Origin of the sequence: Pseudomonas sp. MM227 (genome assembly GCF_947090715.1) — a bacterium.
GTDB lineage: Bacteria > Pseudomonadota > Gammaproteobacteria > Pseudomonadales > Pseudomonadaceae > Aquipseudomonas > Aquipseudomonas baltica.
Window position 1 is genome coordinate 3,625,522 of sequence record NZ_OX352319.1, and the last position, 20,175, is coordinate 3,645,696.

General features: G+C 63.6%; 17 protein-coding genes. 3 read left to right on the forward strand and 14 right to left on the reverse strand.

Going from position 1 to position 20,175, the window contains the following annotated elements:
* Position 1 precedes the first annotated feature (1 nt).
* The 10 genes from lysS to ONG87_RS16515 all read right to left on the reverse strand — a co-directional run bounded on the left by lysS (position 2) and on the right by ONG87_RS16515 (position 12,258).
* Positions 2–1,504, reverse strand: coding sequence for a lysine--tRNA ligase (gene lysS / locus ONG87_RS16470; protein WP_185795069.1), 1,503 nt, complete (start codon positions 1,502–1,504; stop codon positions 2–4).
* A gap of 110 nt (positions 1,505–1,614) precedes the next feature.
* A protein-coding gene (gene prfB / locus ONG87_RS16475; protein WP_122475055.1) for a peptide chain release factor 2 occupies positions 1,615–2,710 on the reverse strand; the annotation gives its coding sequence in 2 pieces (ribosomal slippage) (positions 1,615–2,637 and positions 2,639–2,710; 1,095 coding nt in all).
* Between the two features lie 112 nt (positions 2,711–2,822).
* Positions 2,823–3,836, reverse strand: a complete 1,014-nt coding sequence (locus ONG87_RS16480) for a diguanylate cyclase (protein ID WP_122475057.1) — start codon at positions 3,834–3,836, stop codon at positions 2,823–2,825.
* 39 nt (positions 3,837–3,875) lie between these two features.
* Positions 3,876–4,886, reverse strand: coding sequence for a chemotaxis response regulator protein-glutamate methylesterase (locus ONG87_RS16485; protein ID WP_185795068.1), 1,011 nt, complete (start codon positions 4,884–4,886; stop codon positions 3,876–3,878).
* On the reverse strand, positions 4,883–7,207 hold the full coding sequence (locus ONG87_RS16490) for a hybrid sensor histidine kinase/response regulator (protein WP_264381662.1): 2,325 nt from the start codon (positions 7,205–7,207) through the stop codon (positions 4,883–4,885). Before ONG87_RS16490 ends, ONG87_RS16485 begins: the two co-directional genes overlap by 4 nt.
* Positions 7,204–7,881, reverse strand: a complete 678-nt coding sequence (locus ONG87_RS16495; protein WP_264381663.1) for a chemotaxis protein CheW — start codon at positions 7,879–7,881, stop codon at positions 7,204–7,206. The genes ONG87_RS16490 and ONG87_RS16495 overlap by 4 nt, the downstream gene beginning before the upstream one ends.
* Entirely contained in the window at positions 7,878–9,146 is a 1,269-nt protein-coding gene (locus ONG87_RS16500) for a protein-glutamate O-methyltransferase CheR (RefSeq protein ID WP_192102591.1), read from the reverse strand. Before ONG87_RS16500 ends, ONG87_RS16495 begins: the two co-directional genes overlap by 4 nt.
* A 16-nt stretch (positions 9,147–9,162) precedes the next feature.
* A complete protein-coding gene (locus ONG87_RS16505) occupies positions 9,163–9,678 on the reverse strand; it encodes a chemotaxis protein CheW (protein ID WP_264381664.1) in 516 nt (171 codons plus the stop codon).
* The gene (locus ONG87_RS16510; RefSeq protein ID WP_122475688.1) at positions 9,678–11,300 is read right to left on the reverse strand and encodes a methyl-accepting chemotaxis protein; all 1,623 of its coding nucleotides are present in this window, start codon (positions 11,298–11,300) and stop codon (positions 9,678–9,680) included. Before ONG87_RS16510 ends, ONG87_RS16505 begins: the two co-directional genes overlap by 1 nt.
* A 205-nt stretch (positions 11,301–11,505) precedes the next feature.
* The gene (locus ONG87_RS16515; protein WP_122475068.1) at positions 11,506–12,258 is read right to left on the reverse strand and encodes a tellurite resistance TerB family protein; all 753 of its coding nucleotides are present in this window, start codon (positions 12,256–12,258) and stop codon (positions 11,506–11,508) included.
* Positions 12,259–12,561: 303 nt separating this feature from the next.
* Here ONG87_RS16515 and ONG87_RS16520 point away from each other — a divergent pair, with 303 nt between their 5' ends.
* Positions 12,562–14,175: a glucan biosynthesis protein D gene (locus ONG87_RS16520; protein ID WP_122475070.1), complete on the forward strand. Its 1,614-nt coding sequence runs from the start codon at positions 12,562–12,564 to the stop codon at positions 14,173–14,175.
* A 77-nt stretch (positions 14,176–14,252) separates the two neighbouring features.
* Here the strand turns inward: ONG87_RS16520 and ONG87_RS16525 are convergent, their stop codons facing one another.
* From ONG87_RS16525 to ONG87_RS16535, 3 genes are all read right to left on the reverse strand, one after another.
* On the reverse strand, positions 14,253–15,359 hold the full coding sequence (locus ONG87_RS16525) for an NADH:flavin oxidoreductase/NADH oxidase (protein WP_122475072.1): 1,107 nt from the start codon (positions 15,357–15,359) through the stop codon (positions 14,253–14,255).
* A 140-nt stretch (positions 15,360–15,499) separates the two neighbouring features.
* Positions 15,500–17,209, reverse strand: coding sequence for a single-stranded-DNA-specific exonuclease RecJ (gene recJ / locus ONG87_RS16530; RefSeq protein WP_264381665.1), 1,710 nt, complete (start codon positions 17,207–17,209; stop codon positions 15,500–15,502).
* A gap of 57 nt (positions 17,210–17,266) precedes the next feature.
* Positions 17,267–17,806: a YaeQ family protein gene (locus tag ONG87_RS16535; RefSeq protein ID WP_122475075.1), complete on the reverse strand. Its 540-nt coding sequence runs from the start codon at positions 17,804–17,806 to the stop codon at positions 17,267–17,269.
* 180 nt (positions 17,807–17,986) lie between these two features.
* Here ONG87_RS16535 and ONG87_RS16540 point away from each other — a divergent pair, with 180 nt between their 5' ends.
* Positions 17,987–18,898: a TIGR02285 family protein gene (locus tag ONG87_RS16540; RefSeq protein WP_264381666.1), complete on the forward strand. Its 912-nt coding sequence runs from the start codon at positions 17,987–17,989 to the stop codon at positions 18,896–18,898.
* Between the two features lie 36 nt (positions 18,899–18,934).
* Here the strand turns inward: ONG87_RS16540 and ONG87_RS16545 are convergent, their stop codons facing one another.
* Positions 18,935–19,225 carry a DUF3509 domain-containing protein gene (locus tag ONG87_RS16545; RefSeq protein WP_264381667.1) on the reverse strand — a complete coding sequence of 97 codons (291 nt, stop codon included), beginning with the start codon at positions 19,223–19,225 and terminating at the stop codon, positions 18,935–18,937.
* Positions 19,226–19,500: 275 nt separating this feature from the next.
* Here ONG87_RS16545 and ONG87_RS16550 point away from each other — a divergent pair, with 275 nt between their 5' ends.
* A complete protein-coding gene (locus ONG87_RS16550) occupies positions 19,501–20,139 on the forward strand; it encodes a response regulator (protein WP_244647082.1) in 639 nt (212 codons plus the stop codon).
* Positions 20,140–20,175: the final 36 nt, after the last annotated feature.

Genomic DNA, 20,175 nt, shown 5'->3' on the forward strand with positions numbered 1-20,175 from the left:
GTCAGGCTTGTGGTCGCATGTGCGGGAACAGGATCACATCGCGGATCGAAGGCGAATCGGTCAGCAGCATGACCAGGCGATCGATACCGATACCCTCGCCGGCCGTCGGCGGCATGCCGTATTCGAGCGCCCGAACGAAATCGGCGTCGTAGTGCATGGCTTCGTCGTCGCCGGCATCCTTGTCCGCCACCTGGGCCATGAAGCGTGCGGCCTGGTCTTCGGCGTCATTGAGCTCGGAATAGGCGTTGGCGATCTCGCGGCCCCCGATGAACAACTCGAAGCGATCGGTGACGTTGGGGTTGTCGTCGTTGCGGCGCGCCAGTGGCGACACCTCGAACGGATACTGGGTGATGAAGTGCGGCTGCTCGAGTTTGTGCTCGACCAGTTCTTCGAAAATCATCACCTGCAGCTTGCCCAGGCCTTCGAACCCCAGCACCTTGGCGCCGGCCTTCTTGGCAATGGCACGGGCCTTGTCGACATCGTTGAGGTCGTCTGCCGTCAGCTCGGGGTTGTACTTGAGGATCGAGTCGAACACCGAGAGGCGTACGAACGGCTCGCCGAAATGGAACACCTTGTCGCCGTAGGGCACGTCGGTGCTGCCCAGTACCAACTGGGCCAGCTCACGGAACAGCTCTTCGGTGAGGTCCATGTTGTCTTCGTAGTCGGCGTAGGCCTGGTAGAACTCGAGCATGGTGAACTCGGGGTTGTGCCGGGTCGAAACGCCTTCGTTACGGAAGTTGCGATTGATCTCGAAGACCTTTTCGAAGCCACCGACCACCAGGCGCTTGAGGTACAGCTCCGGGGCGATGCGCAGGAACATTTCCATGTCCAGGGCATTGTGGTGGGTTTCGAACGGCTTGGCCGCAGCGCCGCCGGGAATAGTCTGCAGCATCGGCGTTTCGACTTCGAGGAAGTCGCGCTTGGCCAGGAAGCTGCGAATGTGGGCGATGACCTGGGAGCGCACACGGAAGGTGTCGCGCACCTCCTCGTTGACGATCAGGTCGACATAGCGCTGACGGTAGCGCTGCTCGGTATCGACCAGGCCATGGTGCTTGTCGGGCAGCGGGCGCAGCGACTTGGTCAGCAGGCGTACGCTGGTCATTTCGACGTACAGGTCGCCCTTGCCGGAACGGGCCAGGGTGCCTTCAGCCGCGATGATGTCGCCCATGTCCCAGGTTTTCACCTGAGCCAGGGTTTCTTCGGGCAGGGTCTTGCGATTGACGTAGACCTGAATGCGCCCGGTCATGTCCTGGATCACCATGAACGAGCCACGGTTGAGCATGATGCGACCGGCGACCTTGACCGGAATCGCCGCTTCGGCGAGCGCTTCCTTGGTCTTGTCGGCGTACTGCTTCTGCAAGTCGCCTGCATAGTTGTCGCGACGAAAATCGTTGGGGAAGGCCTGGCCCTGGGCACGCACGGCAGCAAGCTTTTCCTTGCGCAGGGCGATCAGGCTGTTCTCTTCCTGTTGCAGGTCTTGCGGGTCGGGTTGTTGGTCGCTCATGTCTTGGATTTTCCATCACGGGTTCGTTGCTCCCGACTACGGCGCCGGGATCGCGGGCAGGCCAGCCATGGCAGGCCGACGCAATGGCTGCGCCAGCCTGCCAGGCGGTGTTACAGCCCTTGTTTCAAGCTGGCTTCGAGGTATTCGTCGATGTCGCCGTCGAGCACCTTGTCGCAGTCGCTGCGTTCGATGTTGGTACGCAGATCCTTGATCCGCGAAGCGTCGAGCACATAAGAGCGAATCTGGTGACCCCAGCCGATGTCCGACTTGCTGTCTTCCATCGCCTGCGAGGCGGCATTGCGCTTCTGTACTTCCTGTTCGTACAGACGCGCACGCAACATCTTCATCGCCGTGTCTTTGTTGGCATGCTGCGAACGTTCGTTCTGGCAGCTGACCACGGTGTTGGTCGGCACGTGGGTGATACGCACCGCCGAGTCGGTGGTGTTGACGTGCTGGCCGCCGGCACCGGAGGAGCGGTAGGTGTCGATGCGCAGGTCGGCCGGGTTGATGTCGATTTCGATGTTGTCATCGATTTCCGGCGAGACGAACACGGCCGAGAACGAGGTGTGGCGACGGTTGCCGGAGTCGAACGGGCTTTTGCGCACCAGGCGGTGGACACCGATTTCGGTGCGCAGCCAGCCAAAGGCGTACTCGCCCTTGATGTGCAGGGTGGCGCCCTTGATACCGGCGACTTCACCGGCCGACAGCTCCATGATGGTGGTGTCGAAACCGCGCTTGTCCGCCCAGCGCAGGTACATGCGCAGCAGGATGTTGGCCCAGTCCTGGGCTTCGGTGCCGCCGGAACCGGCCTGGATGTCCAGGTAGGCGTTGTTGGCGTCCATCTCGCCGCTGAACATGCGGCGGAATTCCAGCTTCTCGAGCTGGGCACGCAGGCGCTCGACTTCGGCGGAGACGTCGTCGACGGCGCTCTGGTCTTCTTCTTCGGCCGCCATTTGCAGCAGGTCGCGGGCATCGCCGAGGCCGGCGTTCATTTCATCGAGGGTGTCGACGATCTGCGCCAGCAGCGAACGCTCGCGGCCCAGTTCCTGGGCGTAGGCAGGGTTGTTCCAGACAGCGGGATCTTCAAGCTCGCGATTGACTTCGGTCAGACGCTCATGCTTTTGATCGTAGTCAAAGATACCCCCGAATGGTTTCGGAGCGCTCGGACAGGTCCTTGATGCTGTTAAGGATCGGGTTGATTTCCATGGCGGGCAGCTCTCGTGCGTAACGTGTCAAAAGCCGGAGAGTATACCGCAGCCGGCCAATGACAGCAGCCCGCCGAGCAGGGGACGGGCTTTTTTTTGGAAGATCGGGCGGCCTAGCCCTGATCCCCGACCACTACCTGATTGCGCCCGGCATGCTTGGCCGTATACAGGCCCTTGTCGGCGGCCAGGATCAGCTCGCGGCAATGACTGCCCTGCTGCGGAGTCATGGTCGACAGGCCGATGCTCACCGTCAGGCAGGCATCGGCCTGGGGCGCGATGTGGGGGATGTTCAGGGCGGCAATGGTCTGCCGCAGCTTCTCGGCAACCAGCCGCGCGCCGCCAGGCGAGGTACCCGGCAGCACCAGGGCGAACTCTTCGCCGCCATAGCGCGCCGGGAGGTCGCTGGAGCGGTTGCTGGAATGGCGAATGGCATCGGCGACGCGGCGCAGGGCTTCGTCGCCTGCCAGATGGCCGAAGTTGTCGTTATAGGACTTGAAATAGTCGACGTCGATCATCAACAGCGACAGCTGGGTCTTGTCACGCATCGCGCGACGCCATTCCAGTTCCAGGTACTCGTCGAAATGACGGCGATTGGAAAGCGCCGTCAAGCCATCGGAGTTCATCAGCCGCTGCAGCACCAGGTTGGTGTCGAGCAGCTGCTGCTGACTCACGCGCAGCGCGCGGTAGGCTTCGTCGCGCTGCAGCAGGGTCAGGTACGACTTGGAGTGGTAGCGTATGCGCGCCACCAGCTCGATGGTGTCGGGCAGCTTGACCAGGTAATCGTTGGCACCGGCGGCGAAGGCAGCGCTCTTGATCAGCGGGTCTTCCTTGGTCGACAGCACGATGATCGGGATGTCCTGGGTGGCCGGATGGTTGCGATAGTCACGCACCAGCGACAGGCCGTCGAGCCCCGGCATGATCAAGTCCTGGAGGATCACCGTCGGCTTGATTCGCATGGCCTGGTTGATGGCCTGCTGCGGATCGGCGCAAAAGTGGAAGTCGATGTTGGCCTCGTCGCTGAGACTGCGACGGATGGCTTCACCGATCATGGCCTGGTCGTCCACCAGAAGTACCATCGACTTGTTGTTGTCGTTGGACCTGAAGGCTTCGATCTGTAGATCAATCATGCGTTGTCACCTGGATACTGCCTACGCGGTGGCTCGAGTTCATCGTGAAAATACGTCCATCAGTCGGGGTGCGATCCGCTCCAGCGGACGAATTTCAACAGCTGCGTCAATGGCCGCCGCCGCTTTGGGCATTCCGTAGACAGCGCTGCTCTGCTGGTCCTGCGCGATGGTCAGGAAGCCGCGCTGACGCATCGACTTCAAGCCCTGTGCGCCGTCGCGGCCCATGCCGGTGAGCAGTACGCCCACTGCATCGCCATTCCAGAATTGCGCCACGCTTCGGAAAAAAACATCTATGGAGGGCCGGTAGATCTCGTCCACCGGTTCTGCCGTGTAGGTTAAGGTACCATTTTTCAGCAGACGAATATGATGATTGGTGCCTGCCAGTAGCACAGTGCCAGCCAACGGCGTTTCTCCGTCGCGGGCCAGACGCACCGGCAACCCGGCTGCGCTGCTCAGCCACTCGGCCATTCCGGCGGCGAACACCTGGTCCACGTGCTGGACCAGCACGATCGCCGCCGGGTAATCGCGTGGCAGCCCCTTGAGCAGGATTTCCAGCGCGGCCGGGCCGCCGGCCGACGAACCGATGGCCACCAGTTTCTGCCGCACGCCGCCCGAGCGCGGCAGCGGCAACTCGCTGCGCACCGCCGGGCTGCGCTGGCCCACCAGCCAGCCGATATTGAAGATCTTGCGCAGCAGCGGCGCTGCAGCTTCGCGAGCGTCGCCCACCCCCAGTGTAGGGGTGTCGACCACATCCAGGGCGCCATGGCCCATGGCCTCGAATACGCGGTGGACGTTCTGCTGGCGGTCGACGGTGACGATGACGATGGCGCAGGGCGTATTGGCCATGATCTGCCGGGTGGCTTCCACGCCGTCCATGACCGGCATGATCAGGTCCATGAGGATCAGGTCCGGAGTCACGGCCTGACAGCGCTCGACCGCCTCACGACCGTTGGCGGCCACCCATACCACGTCATGGGACGGTTCGAAGGCGATCGCGCGACGCAGCGCCTCCACGGCCATGGGCATGTCATTGACGATGGCGATCCTCATCCCCGCGCTCCTCCGATCAACTCAACCACCGCATCGAGCAAGGCATCGTCGTGGAAACTGGCCTTGGCCAGATAATAATCGGCCCCGGCGTCGAGGCCGCGGCGGCGGTCCTCTTCCCGGTCCTTGTAGGACACCACCATGACCGGCAGCGATTGCAGGCGGGTGTCGCGGCGCAGCAGAGTCACCAATTCGATACCGTCCATGCGCGGCATGTCGATGTCGGTGATCAGCAGGTCGAAGTCCTCGCTGCGCAACGCGTTCCAGCCATCCATGCCATCGACGGCCACCGCAACGTCATAGCCACGATGGCTGAGCAGCTTGCGCTGCAGCTCGCGGACGGTGAGCGAATCATCCACCACCAGTACCCGCTTGCGAGCCGATTCGGCCTGTTGGCTGCGCTTGTCGATACGCTCCAGGCGGCCGGTGTTGAGGAGCTTTTCCACCGAGCGGAACATGTCTTCGACGTCGATGATCAGCACCACCGAACCATTGTCGAGCAAGGCACCGGCGGAAATATCCTGGACCTTGCCCAGGCGGGCGTCCAGCGGCAGCACCACCAGCGTGCGCTCGCCGATGAAGCGTTCCACGGCCACGCCGTAGATCGCTTCACGGTCGCGAATCACCACCACCTTGAGGCTCGCTTCGTCGCCCTGGCTGGCCGGCCTCTGCAGCAGCTGGCTGGCGGCAACCAGCCCCACATGGCGGTTCTGGAACCAGAAGTGCTGGCGCCCCTCGAGCTGGATGATGTCTTCGGCCGGCAGGTCCATGGTGTGTTCGATGTGGGCCAGCGGAAACGCATAGGCCTCGCCCCCCACTTCCACTGCCAGGCTGCGCACCACCGACAGGGTCAGCGGCACCTCGATATGGAAGCGACTGCCCTGCCCTGGCACTTGAATCAGTTCGACCGAGCCGCGCAGCTGGCGAATCAGGTGCAATACCGCATCCAGGCCAACGCCGCGGCCCGAGACCTCGGTTACCGTGTCGCGCATGCTGAAGCCGGGCAGGAACAGAAAGCTCAGCAGCTCTTCTTCACTGAGCTGCTCCACCGTATCGGCGGCCGACAAACCGCGCTGGACGATACTGCGCCGCAGCGCGGCAAGGTCGACACCCGCCCCGTCGTCGCTCAGTTCCACCACCAGCAAGCCCGCCTGGTGCGAAGCGCGCAGCACCACGCGACCTTCGGCGGGCTTGCCGGCCAGCAATCGCTGCTCGGCGGTTTCGATGCCGTGGTCGACGGCGTTGCGCAGCAGGTGGGTCAGGGGCGCTTCGAGCTTTTCCAACACGTCGCGATCGACCTGGGTCTTCTCGCCTTCGATATCCAGGCGCACCTGCTTGCCCAATGAACGACCGAGGTCGCGGACCATGCGTTCCTGACCGCCGAGCATGTCGGCGAATGGGCGCATGCGGCAGGCCAGCGCCGTGTCGTACAGCAACTGCGCGCGCTGGCTGGCCTGCCAGCCGAAATCGTCCAGTTCTGCGGTCTGCTGCAGCAGCATCTGCTGGGTCTGATCCAGCAGCGACTGCGCCTGCGCCAGGGCGTCGCGTACCTCTGCGCTGTGGCCCTCGAGCTGCAATTGTTCGGCAAGCCCGCCAAGCGCGCGGATGCTTTGCGCCTGCATGCGCTTGAGGCGCTGCATGGTCAGCAGATAGGGCTTGAGGCGCTGGGTTTCGACCAGCGACTTGCTCGACAGGTCCAGCAGGCTGTTCAGGCGCTCCGCCGTGACCCGCAGCACGCGCTCGCCGGTATCGCTGACCCGGCGCGCCCGGCCGGCAGGTAGTTCGGCGGCCGAGTCGTCCAGGCCGGGCATCGCTTGCGATGGATCGATGTCCCGAGGCGGCTCGGGCGCGACCTCGATGGGCGGCTCGGCAGGCGCGAGCGGGACGGCCGATACGGGCACGCTGACCTGTACCTGCGCCGCCGCGGCCGCCAACGGGTCCATCACCGCGGCCATCTGCGCCTCGTAGGCATCGATATCGAGGGTACCCGGTGCGCCAGGGCCGGGCGTGCCGACGCGCATCAGCAGGTCGGTGCCCAACAGCAGCGCATCGATGTGTTCGGGCATCAGGTAGACACGCCGCTCCTGCGCCGCGACCAGGCAGTCTTCCATCACGTGAGCCACACGCACCCCGGCATCCAGGCCGACGATGCGTGCCGCACCCTTGAGCGAGTGGGCCGCGCGCATGCACGCTTCCAGTTGATCGGCCTGGGTCGGATTGCGTTCCAGGGCCAGCAGCCCGGCATTGAGCACCTGGGTCTGGGCCTCGGCTTCCAGGCTGAACAGCTCCAGCAACGAGGCGTCGCGCATCTGTTCCGGGGTCATGTCAGGCTCCGGTTCATGGCGATCAGCAGCGCCTTGTCATCGAGCAGGCGCACACTGCGCTGGTGAAACGGCAGAACCCCTTGAGTGAAACGGGCGCCCGCCTGGGTGGTGGCGGTAGACGCCTGTTCGAGCTCGACCAGGTCGATCCGATGAATGCCATCCACCTCCTCCACCGGTACCACCACCGAGCCGCCGTCTATGGCGATGATCAGCATGCGCGGCATGACCCGCGCCGAAGCGGCCGGTGCGACGTGCTGGGTGTCGATGCCCAGCAGTTCCTCCAACGCCAGGCATGGCACCAGTGCGCCGCGCACGTTGGCGACCCCGCGCAAGGCGCGCGAACGCTGGTGCGGCAGCGAATGCACTGCCTGCACCGGGGCCACTTCGACCAGGCAGCGGGTGGCCAGCGCCAGCCACTCATCGCCCAGGCGAAACAGCACCAGCGACCTGCTTTCGACCCGGCCCAGGGTTTCGCTGTAGTGCATCGGCGCGTGCTGGCGGTCCAGCGCGTAGCGGTCCAGCAGGCGCACGGCCGCCGAGGCGTACACCGCGCAATTGCGGCAGTGGATATGCTCGGCGAGCAACGGGCAGGATTTGTCGCCATGAATACCAATACGGTTCCAGCAGTCGTCGATCTGCTGGGCGTCGCTGTCGATCAGGTCCAGGGCGGTCATCGCTTATGCTCCTGGACGTGCGGCCGGTCGTTGCGTGCTGCGCGCTCCTGCAGTCGCCGCGCCCCGGCAATGTCGCCCTGGGCAGTGAGCAGCATGGCCAGGTGGGCCAGGGCCTCGGCGTGCTGCGGGTCGAGGTACAGCGCCTTGCGGTAATAACCCTGCGCCTGCAGCACCTGGCCGCCGACATCACTGAGCAGGCCCAGCCAGTAGAACACCTGGGGATCTGGACCGTGGCTGCGCAGGAACGCGTCGCACGCGGCCTGCGCCTCGGCACTCTTGCCTTCGTTGGCCAAGCGGGCGATCTGCGCGAGCAGACCGGCGCCATCGCTTGCCACTGCCTCGGCGGCATTCGCCACCGGCAGCGCACGGGTTCGCGTTCGCACGGGCAACCTGCCCGGCTCGGGCAACAACTTGATCGGCATCTGCAGGCGCGCCGTTGCCGGGGGCAGCGGCGTGGGCGTTGGTGCGACGTGGCGATCGCGGACGAACGCGAAGGACTGGGCAATACCGATCGGGCGCATGCCCAACCGTGCCAGCAGGCTGCCTTCGGCAGGACCGATGAACAACGCGCCGTCTTCACGGGTGAATGTCTTCAGCACTTCGAACACCTGCTGCTGGGTCGGCAGGTCGAAATAGATGAGCAGGTTGCGGCAGAACACGAAGTCATAGGGCAGTTCACCGCCCAGCAGCAACGGATCGAGAATGTTACCGACCTGCAAGCGAACCTGGGCCCGAACCTGAGCGTCGAGCAGATACCCCTCGTCCGCAGGCACGAAATGACGGTCGCGAAAGGTCAGTGGTGCGCCGCGAAACGAATTGCGGCCATAGATCCCTCGCGTTGCCCGGGCCACCGACAGGGGGCTGATGTCCACGCCGTCCACACTGAATTGCTGCGGCGCCAGCCCGGCGTCGAGCAAGGCCATGGCGATCGAGTACGGCTCCTCGCCAGTGGAACACGGCAGGCTGAGGATGCGCAGCGCCACGCCAGGCCGTTCGGCGAGCCGCGCCTTGGCGACCTTGCACAGCGCGGCAAAGGACTCGGGATAACGCATGAACCAGGTTTCCGGGACGATCACCGCCTCGATCAGCGCCTGCTGTTCCGCCGCCGAACCCTGCAGCAGCTTCCAGTAGGCATCCAGGTCGCGGACATGCGCAGCCTGGCTGCGCTGCGCGACCGCGCGCTCGATCAGCGCCGGGCCTACCGAGGCCACGTCCAGGCCGATGCGCTCACGCAGAAAACGTACGAAGCGCTGTTCTTCACCCATCACGATGCATCACCCATCACCCTGTTTCACCCAATACGGAGGCCGCCAACTGCGGTGCGAAAAGCAAGTTGCGCACCGACGGTTCGAGCAGATCCTGTACCCGCAACCACTGCAACAGCCCCTGGCTGTCTTCGAGCACCGGCCCCAGATAGGGCGTGGCACGGTTATGCACTCCCATGGGTTTGAAACCGTTGGGGTCACAGCGAAGGGTTTCGCTGGCGTGTTCGACGATCAGCCCCAGGCGCGCCTCGGGGCCGGCCTGCTCGTGCGGATAGTGCACCAGCACCAGACGCGTGCTGGTGCGCCGCACGGCAGCCACGCCGAAGCTCAGCGCGCTGACGTCCAGCACCGGCACCACCCGGCCACGATGGGCGAACACACCGGCCACCCAGGCCGGGGCATGCGCGACCGGCTTGAGCGGCAGCAGCGGCAGCACCTCTGCGACTTCCAGCGCATCCAGGGCGAAGCGTTCCTGCGCAATGCGAAACAACAGGAACAACTTGCTGCGCGATGTGACCGGCAATGCGTTCATCAGACTTTGAAGCGCGAGACGCCGCCGCGCAGGCCGGTAGCGACCTGGCTGAGCTCGTCGATGGCAAAGCTGGCCTGACGCAAGGATTCGACCGTCTGGCTGCTGGCATCGCCCAACTGCGACAGGGCGTGGTTGATCTGTTCGGCACCGGTCGCCTGGGCCTGCATGCCCTCGTTGACCATGAGCACGCGCGGCGCCAAGGCCTGGACCTGGCCAATGATCTGCGACAGCTGATCGCCGACCTGCTGCACTTCGAACATGCCGCGGCGCACTTCTTCGGAAAACTTGTCCATGCCCATGACGCCGGCCGACACTGCCGACTGGATCTCTCGCACCATCTGCTCGATGTCGTAGGTGGCCACGGCGGTCTGGTCGGCGAGGCGGCGCACTTCAGTGGCGACCACGGCGAAACCGCGACCATATTCACCGGCCTTCTCGGCTTCGATGGCCGCGTTGAGCGACAGCAGGTTGGTCTGGTCGGCGACCTTGACGATGGTCACGACTACCTGATTGATGTTGCCGGCCTTCTCGTTGAGGATTGCCAGCTTGGCGTTGACCAATTCGGCGGCACCCATCACCTGGTGCATGGTTTCTTCCATGCGCGCCAGACCCTGCTGGCCGGAGCCGGCCAGCGAGGAAGCTTGATCGGCCGCCGAGGTGACTTCACCCATGGTTCGCACCAGATCACGGGACGTGGCAGCAATTTCCCGGGAGGTCGCGCCGATCTCGGTGGTGGTCGCGGCAGTCTCGGTCGCCGTGGCCTGTTGCTGCTTGGAGGTGGCCGCGATTTCGGTCACCGAGGTGGTGACCTGCACCGAGGACCGTTGCGCCTGGGCGACCAGCGCGGTGAGCTCGGTCATCATGTCGTTGAAGCCCAGTTCGACCTCGTTGAACTCGTCCTTGCGCGCAAGGCTCAGGCGCGTGCTCAGGTCACCGGTGCGCATCACTTCGAGAATCCGCACGATCTTCTGCATGGGCGCCATGATGGTGCGCAGCAGCCAGAGCCCGCAGATACCGGCAACGATGATTGCCACCAACAGGGAAATCACCAGGCTGACCTTGGCCGCCGCGACCGAAGCGTCAATGGCGCTGGTGGCCTTCTCGGCCGCTTCACGATTGCGGTCGATCAGGGTATTGAGCTGCTTGCGACCTGCCACCCAGGCGGGCGTGAGGTCATCGATGGCCATCTGCTGGGCTTCGCTGAACTTGCGCAGTCGGTAGGCCTCCAGCACATCGGCCAAGGTCTTTTCATAGGTCACGCGCATCCGCGCGAATTCTTCGAAGGCCGCCTGGTCGTCGCTGTCCTGGACGGTGCTGCGGTAGTTGGCCATCTGCTGGGTCAGGCGCTCGGCGAAGCTCTTGTACTGGTCCACGTCGGCCGTGAGCAGCTCGCGCTGATAGCTCAAGCCCACCAGTTGTTGGGTGTACACGTAGCTGTCTACCCAGGCGCTGCGGATCATGGAACTGAAGACCACGCCCGGAACGCTGTCGGTGCGCACCTTGGTTTCGTTCGTCTCGATGGTCTGCAGACGTGAATAGGAGACCACGACCATCAACAGCATGATTGCAATGACAACGGCGAAACTCGCCAGAATGCGGTGGCGCAAGGACCAGTTCTTCACAGTCAACCCTCGAAAATTCCTGCAGCTACAAACGAAAAATCGCCTGAGTATAGCCCTACCTCAGACGATTTCGCGCTGGTACCTGACTTTCCTTCATCCGCGAGGGTATTGCCAGTTGCTGGCAGATCAATGCGCCACTATTGCCGACCAACGTAAGTTCCGACAGATGAGTGGCGGCGTCAGCCTTCGGACCTGACCTCCGGGGTCAGACGGCTTCGACTTCGGCCTGACGCACCTGCTTCTCCAGTTCGAGCTTGAGCGCAGGGTCGAGGGCCAACTGCTTGGCCAGCTCGTCCAGATAGGCACGCTCCATGAAGTGCTCCTGATCCACCATCATGACGCTGGCAATGTACATTTCGGCAGCGATCTCCGGAGTCTTGGCTGCCCGCGCCACGTCTGCCGGGTCCAGCGGCTTGTTCAGTTCGGCGTGCAGCCACTGCTGCAGTTCGTTGTCCGAATCCAGGCGGGTGAATTCGCCTTCGATGAGCTCGCGCTCGCGATCATCCACGTGGCCATCGGACTTGGCTGCTGCCACCAGCGCCTTGAGGATAGCCTGGCTGTGTTCCTCTACCTGCTGGGGTGGCACTCGGTCGACCGTCTGCGGTTCGCCTCGAGGGGCGGTCTGCTGCTGGGCCTGCCAATTGCCGTAGGCCTTGTAGGCAATCACGCCCAGTGCCGCCAACCCACCGTAGGCCAAGGCCTTGCCACCGTACTTGCGCGCGCTCTTGTTGCCGAGCAGCAAGCCCATGGCGCCGCCGGTCAGTGCGCCCTTGCCGCCGGACAGCAGGCCTCCCAGCGCGCCGCCCGCACCGCCCTTGCCCGAGAGCAGGCCGCCGAGCGCGCCGGCAACACCACCGGCGCTACCGGCACCGCCCAGAGGGGAAGAACCGCCGCCCTTGTTCTTGAGCAGTTCCTGGCCGGATTTGAACAACTGGTCGAGCAAGCCACGCGTGTTCATTTTTTGGTCTCGTCAATGGGAGATACGTTTGACGAGAGTAAGGGCATTCCGTTGCCTGGTTCGAACGGTGATTTGCTTCGGGATGTTGCGCAAATGCTTGCTCTCAACACTGCGCCTCGATCACCGATCTCGCTGTCGATACAAAGTGCACAGGAAAAAATTTTTACAGGAGTTTGCGAACACATCGGTCATTACGGTATCTGTGTACAGTTCTCTGCGTTTGGACAAGGCAGGCCCAAACCTTCCTACTTGAGCCTCGCCGGTCGCTTGGAGCGACCGAGGTTGATTCAGAACAGGTTATCTATGCACCGCAGGCACCTTCTGAAAGCGTCGATGGCCCTCGCGGCCTATACCGGACTGTCCGGCACCGGATTGTTCGCTGCCCAGGCCCTGGCCGCCACCGCCGACGGCGAAGCCGAACCGTTCACTTTCGACATGCTCAAGGCCCAGGCCAAGAGTCTCGCCGCGCAGGCTTATGTCAGCAACAAGCAGACCTTGCCGCCGACCCTGGCAAACATGACCCCCCAGCAATTCAATGCAATTGCCTACGACGCCAATCATTCGTTGTGGAATGACCTCAAGGGCCAACTGGACGTGCAGTTCTTCCATGTGGGCATGGGCTTCCGTACGCCGGTGCGCATGTACAGCGTCGATGCCGGGCGCAAACAAGCGCGTGAAGTGCATTTCCATCCGCCGCTGTTCGACTACAAGAACACCACGGTGGATACCTCGCAGCTCAAGGGCGACCTGGGCTTTGCCGGCTTCAAGCTGTTCAAGGCACCCAAGCTCGACCGCCATGACGTGGTGTCCTTCCTCGGCGCCAGCTACTTCCGCGCCGTCGATGCCACCGGGCAGTACGGTCTGTCCGCGCGCGGCCTGGCCATCGACACCTATGCCAAGAAGCAGGAAGAATTCCCCGATTTCACCAAGTTCTGGTTCGAGACGCCTGGCAAGGACAGTACCCGCTTCGTGGTCTACGCCCTGCTCGACTCGCCCAGCGCCACCGGCGCCTACCGTTTCGACATTGACTGCCAGGCCGAGCGCGTGGTGATGGACATCGACGCGCACATCCATGCGCGCCAGGACATCGAGCAACTGGGCGTGGCGCCGATGACCAGCATGTTCAGCTGCGGCAACCACGAGCGGCGCATGTGCGACACCATTCACCCGCAAATCCACGACTCCGACCGGCTGGCCATGTGGCGCGGCAACGGCGAATGGATCTGCCGGCCGTTGAACAACCCGGACCGGGTGCGCTTCAACGCCTTCGCCGATGTCGATCCAAAAGGCTTCGGCCTGATCCAGACCGACCACGACTTCAGCAACTACCAGGACACGGTCGATTGGTACCACAAGCGCCCCAGCCTGTGGGTCGAGCCCACCACCGCCTGGGGCGAAGGCTCCATCGACCTGGTGGAACTGCCGACCACCGGTGAAACCATGGACAACATCGTTGCCTTCTGGACACCCAAGTCACCGGTCAAGGCCGGCGATGCCCTTAATTTCGGTTACAAACTGTACTGGAGCGCCCTGGCGCCGATCGGTACACCGCTGGCCCGCGTTGCAGCGACGCGCTCGGGGATGGGCGGTTTCACCGAAGGCTGGGCACCGGGTGAACACTATCCGAATGTCTGGGCGCGGCGTTTTGCCGTGGACTTCGCCGGCGGCGGGCTCGAATCGCTGAAAACGCCGATCGAGCCCATCATCACGGCTTCGGGTGGCAAGGTGCAGGATGTTCAGGTACTCGAGCTGCCCGATATCAAGGGCTTCCGCGTGCTGTTCGACTGGTACCCGACCAGCGACAGCGTCGATCCGGTGGACATGCGCCTGTTCATCAAGACCCAGGGGCGCACCCTCAGCGAAACCTGGCTCTATCAGTACCTGCCGCCTGCGGCGGAGAAACGCAAGTACGTGTGATGCGCTGACCCCAGCCAGCATCCTCGCCCGCCCTTTTTGCGGGCGAGGATGACATCACCGAAACGCCGCAGCGCCACTCAGTCGCGAAGGTCCGATTCCACAATCGGCTGGTCGCGATGGGTGGCGCGCTGGTACTGGGCGGGCCATGTGGCCAGACGACCACCCAGGTCTTCGTCGGCGTGCAGCGGCCAGTACGGATCACGCAACAGCTCACGCGCCAGCAGGATGACGTCGGCCTGGCCAGTGCGCAGGATGTGTTCGGCCTGCGCCGGGTCGGTGATCATCCCGACGGTGCCCGTGGCAAGATCCGCCTCTTTGCGGACTCGCTCGGCAAAGCGCGTCTGATAACCAGGCCCGGTCGGGATCTCGGCATTGGCCGAGGTACCGCCCGACGACACGTCGATCAGATCCACGCCCAGCGCTTTCAGGCGCTTGGCCAGCTCGACGGTCTCGTCCGGGTTCCAGCCGTCTTCGACCCAATCGGTGGCCGACACACGCACGAACACGGGCAATTCTTCAGGCCAGATGTCGCGAATCGCCTGGGTGACTTCCAGAGTGAGACGGATGCGATTTTCAAAGCTGCCGCCGTAACTGTCCTGACGCTGGTTACTGATCGGCGACAGGAACTGGTGCAGCAGATAGCCGTGCGCCGCATGCACCTCGACTACCTTGAAATTGGCGGTCAGCGCGCGACGGGTCGCGTCGACGAACGCCTGGACGATGTCCTTGATGGCTGTTTCATCCAGTGCGGTCGGCGCGGTGTGCTGCGGGTCGAAGGCGATACGCGACGGGCCCACCGGCACCCAGCCGCCTTCATTGACAGGCACGCTGCCATGCTTGCCCAGCCAAGGCCGCCAAGTGCTGGCCTTGCGCCCGGCGTGGGCCAGTTGGATGGCCGGCACCGCGCCTTGCGAGGTAATGAAGCGGGTGATGCGCTGCAGCGGTTCGATCTGCTCGTCGTTCCACAGGCCCAGGTCTTCAGGCGTGATGCGACCCTCTGCCGTCACCGCGGTGGCCTCGGTGAAGACCAGACCGGCACCGCCACTGGCGCGACTGCCCAGGTGCACCAGGTGCCAGTCGTTGGCCAGGCCATCGACACTGGAGTACTGGCACATCGGCGATACGGCGATGCGGTTGCGCAGGGTCAACTGGCGCAGGGTATAGGGTTCGAGCAACATGCTCATCGGGCACCTCGGTTGGCAGTTTCAGATGGGACGAGAAGCGTCCGCTCGAACACGGCTGCGGACGTGCCTGTCTCGTTCTCGAAGACTAGTCGACAACCGAGCCGCGAGCGTGGTTCCGCGGCCGAGCAGGGTCGTACGGCTCAGCGCGGCTCGATGTGGGTAATCAGCAACTGCACCGTTTCCCGCCCGCGGAACTCGTTGAGATCCAGCTTGTAGGCCAACTGCACCCAGCGTACCGATGGATCGGGCCACACCTCGCGGTCGACGCCGAAAGCAATGCCGTCCAGGCTGACGCTGCCGCACTCGGTCTTGAGCGTCACCTTCAGGTGTCGCTCGCCAACCACCCGCTGCTCCACCAACTGGAACACCCCATGGAACATCGGCTCCGGGAAATGTTGCCCCCACGGGCCGGCATTGCGCAGGGCGCGCGCCAGCTCCAGATGGAATTCCTCGGCGCCCAGGGTACCGTCCGACAGCAGGCGTCCGGTCAGGTCTTCCTCGCACAGCTGGGTGCGCACCTGCGCGTCGAATGCCTCGCAGAACGCCGGGAAATTCTCCTGCGGCAGGGTCAGCCCGGCGGCCATCGCATGCCCACCGAACTTGCTGATCAATTGCGGATGCCTGGCCGCCACCGCGTCCAGCGCGTCACGGATATGGAAGCCCTGGACCGAGCGTGCCGAGCCTTTGAGCAGCCCGTCACCGGCGTCGGCGAAGGCAATCGTTGGACGGTGGTAGCGCTCCTTGAGACGCGAAGCGAGGATGCCGATCACACCCTGATGCCATTGCGCATCGAACAGGCACAAGCCAAACGGCATCGACTCCAGCGCCAGGTCCTTGAGCTGGGCCAGGGCCTCGCGCTGCATGCCTTGCTCGATCGACTTGCGGTCCTGATTCAAGCCATCGAGCTGCGCCGCGATGGTCTGGGCGCTGGGCAGATCGGTGCTCAGCAGGCACTCGATGCCCAGGCTCATATCGTCCAGGCGGCCGGCTGCGTTGAGTCGCGGCCCGAGAATGAACCCCAGGTCGGTCGAGGTGATGCGCGCATGCTCTCGGCGTGCCACTTCAAGGATTGCCGTGATGCCCGGCCGCGCACGGCCCGCACGAATGCGCTCCAGGCCCTGGTGCACCAAGATGCGGTTGTTGGCGTCCAGCGGCACGACGTCCGCCACGCTGCCCAGTGCCACCAGGTCCAGCAGCTCGCCGATATTGGGCTGCGGCACCTGTGCATAGCGGCCCAGCTGGCGCAGCCGCGCCCGCAGTGCCATCAGCACGTAGAAAATCACCCCGACGCCCGCCAGATTCTTGCTGGGGAACTCGCAGCCTGGCTGGTTGGGGTTGACGATGGCATCTGCAGCCGGCAACTCGTGCCCCGGCAAGTGGTGGTCGGTGACCAGCACCTGCAGCCCGGCAGCCTTGGCCGCAGCCACACCTTCGACGCTGGAAATGCCGTTGTCGACCGTAACCAGCAATTGCGGCTCGCGCTGCAGGGCGACTGCGACGATTTCCGGGGTCAGGCCATAGCCATACTCGAAGCGGTTGGGCACCAGGTAGTCGACGTGAGCGGCGCCCAGCAGGCGCAGGCCGAGCACACCGACCGCGCTTGCCGTGGCACCGTCGGCATCGAAATCGCCGACGATCAGGATGCGCTGGCGCTGGTCGATCGCCGTCACCAGCAGCTCGACGGCGGCCTCGATGCCCTTGAGCCGCTGAAAGGGAATCAGGCGCGCCAGGCTCTTGTCCAGCTCCTCTGCGCTAGACACGCCACGTGCCGCATAAAGACGATTCAGCAAGGGCGGCATGTCGCCGAGGAAAGGCAGGGTCTGGGGCAACTGACGGGGTTCGATGCGCATGGGGCCTGGGGCGGTTCTCACTGCAAGACAAAGGAAGAAGGTTGAAACCTGGGCGGCCTAGCGCTCGCCCAGCAGCCACTCGAGCTGGACTTCGTGCTGACCGCGGTCATCGGTGACGAACACCGTGCCCTCGCTGATCATGACGTCCCACTTGATGACCCGCGGCATATCCTTGGCCAGGGTCTCGAGCACCTCCTGAGGCACCGCGGCGATGTTGACGTTCTTCAGGTTCTTCACCGCATCGACCACCTTGGTCTGCCATACGCGCAAACTGCCGTAGGCCAACAGGCTGGTGCGTTCGGTACGCCGCGAACACCAGGTCAGGCGATCGGCATCGGGCAGGCCGACTTCGATCCAATGCAGGATCCGGCCATCCAGGCTCTTTTCCCACAAGGCAGCCTCGTCGACATCCGACAGACCACGGCCGAAAGACACCTGCTCGTTGTACCACAGCGCGTAGGCAAGCAAGCGCACGGTCATCCGCTCTTCGGTTTCCGAGGGGTGACGCGCGATGGTCTGCTTGACGGTCTGGTAAACGCTGCGGTCAAGATCGGTGAGGTTGAGTTCGAATTTGTAGGTGGTCGACGGCTGGGCCATTAGGCAGGCTTCTTGGGGACAGGAAAAGGCCGACAGTCTACCCGATGCGGGCCTGATCAACGACCACCACGGGGCAGTGCGACCCTGCGGCACGTTTTGATCATGTGTCCGGGTGTGGTAAAGATGGCGCAGTGTTTCAAAAACGGACACCCACGCCCCACACCCCGCGCAAGGAATGCCATGGACTCGTGTTCCAGAACTCTGCCGCCCAGCAGCCTTCTCCTGGCACTGGCGGTGTGCTCGTGCCTGCTCACTTCACCGCTCGCCCATGGTCGCGAGACCATTACATGGCTGCTGCGCGACTTGGCGCCGCTGACCATCGCCAGCGGCCCGGCGCGCAACCTGGGCGCCGTCGACCTGGCCCTGCCGTTGTTGCGCGCAGCCTTGCCCGAGTACGACCACAATGTCCTCAGGGTCAATCGTGCGCGTGCATCGCAGATGCTTGGCGAGCCCGGCCTCAACTGCGACCCTGCGCTGCTCTGGACCGCACAGCGGGCGCGCAGCATTCTTTATTCCGTGCCCAGCATGAATGTGCTGAGCAATGTGCTGATCATGCAGCGCGGCGACCTGCCGCTGATTGCCGAGTTCATGCGAGACGGCAAAGTCGACCTGGGCGCGCTTCTACGCAGCAGAACCCTGGCCCTGGGCATCATTGCCGAGCGCAGCTATGGCCCTGTGGTGGACCGGATTCTCGCCGACACCGACAGCTATCAGCTTCTGGCCCATCATGGCAACGACGCCATGGGCAGCCTGCTGCGCATGGAAAGACTCGGCCGGATCAAGGCGCTGCTCGGCTACTGGCACGAAGCGCGCTACCAGGCACGTCAGGAAGGTCTGGATCCGGAACAGTTGGTGCAAATCCCCATCGAGGGCTCAGCGCGCTCGCAGTTCATTCATGTCGGCTGCTCCGACAGCCCTGCAAGCCGGCGCGTACTGACAGCACTGAATTCGGTGTTGCTGGAACTCAGGAACGGTCAGTTGGCAGATTTCTACGCCCAATGGCTGACGCCCGCCGAACGGCCGGCGTACTTGCGGGAAACCACTGCGCTGTTCGATGCCCAGCGCAAAGAGGCCATGAGCAGTCAGCGCTGAGTGAGGATTACACAGGCGGCCATCCATCGATGAATGTCAGACCAGCGCGTGGCTGAAAGCGGCATTTTGCGAAACATTGCGCAGCACCGCGATCATCGACGGTTCCAGCCGCCCTTCTGCCACCAGAAGATCGCGGTGCAGACCATCGACCACGTCGGTAAACGAACGCAGATCCTCGAACTGACTGCGGTTGACCAAACGCTTGGTCACCACGCTCCCAGCAGCGCTCATCACCACGACCTGGCAATTGCCAAGGCTATCCTGCCCTTCGAGCGTCACGCGATACGGCGTCAGGGCTTCATTGAGCAACAGGCTGATATTCTTCATCGCATCACCACTCGTCTGTTCGAATTCTTAAGGTGCATGACACTGACCCCTGCCCTGCGAAAAAAGTTCTGAGCAAGCCGTGTCAGACTATTACCGAGGTTGCCGATAGAATATGACAGCGCGAATGTAGGACATTTCTGATTATCAGATTTGGCGCCTGCATGCTTAGAAATGGACTACAAAACAGATCAGGAATGGACCACAGGTGTGCCAGAATTCATCGCCTGATTTGCCCGTCACCGGAGCCTGCCTTGACCGACCCACTGATCGCCCCGCTGCGGATCGTGCTGGCCGATGACCATCCGATCTTTCGCGTTGGCCTGCGCGCCGTACTGGAACGAGACCCCGGTTTGCGCGTGGTGGCCGAAGCCTCCTCGCCGGAGGAGCTGACACGCTGCCTGGGCGAAACCGAATGCGGCCTGTTGATCACCGACTTCATGATGCCCTCCACGGAACAGGGCGATGGCCTGCGGCTGATCGCCTACGTTCGCCGGCATTGGCCAAAGCTGCCCGTGCTGGTGGTGACCATGCTGACCAACCCGGGTCTGTTGCGTTCGATCCTCAACCTGGGGGTAGCTGGTTTGCTGGGCAAGGCCAGCCTGGTGAACGAACTGCCCACGGCGATTGCCAGCCTCAAGCGCAACAAACCCTACGTGGCGCAATCGGTGAAGAGCATCCTGGCACTGCCCAGCGATACCCCCGCAAGACGGATCACCGGCCATGTCGACCTGTCGCCTCGCGAGCTCGAGATAACGCGACTGCTGGCGCAGGGGCTCTCGGTCAACGAAATCGCCGCGCAGCTCAACCGCAGCAAGCAGACGATCAGTGCACAGAAAGTGAGCGCCATGCGCAAGCTGGGCATCGGCAACGATGCTGCGCTGTATATCTACCTGCAGGCTCACGGGCTGAAATGAACCCGGCCGCGGCAGGTGTGCGCAGGGTAGGCGGGC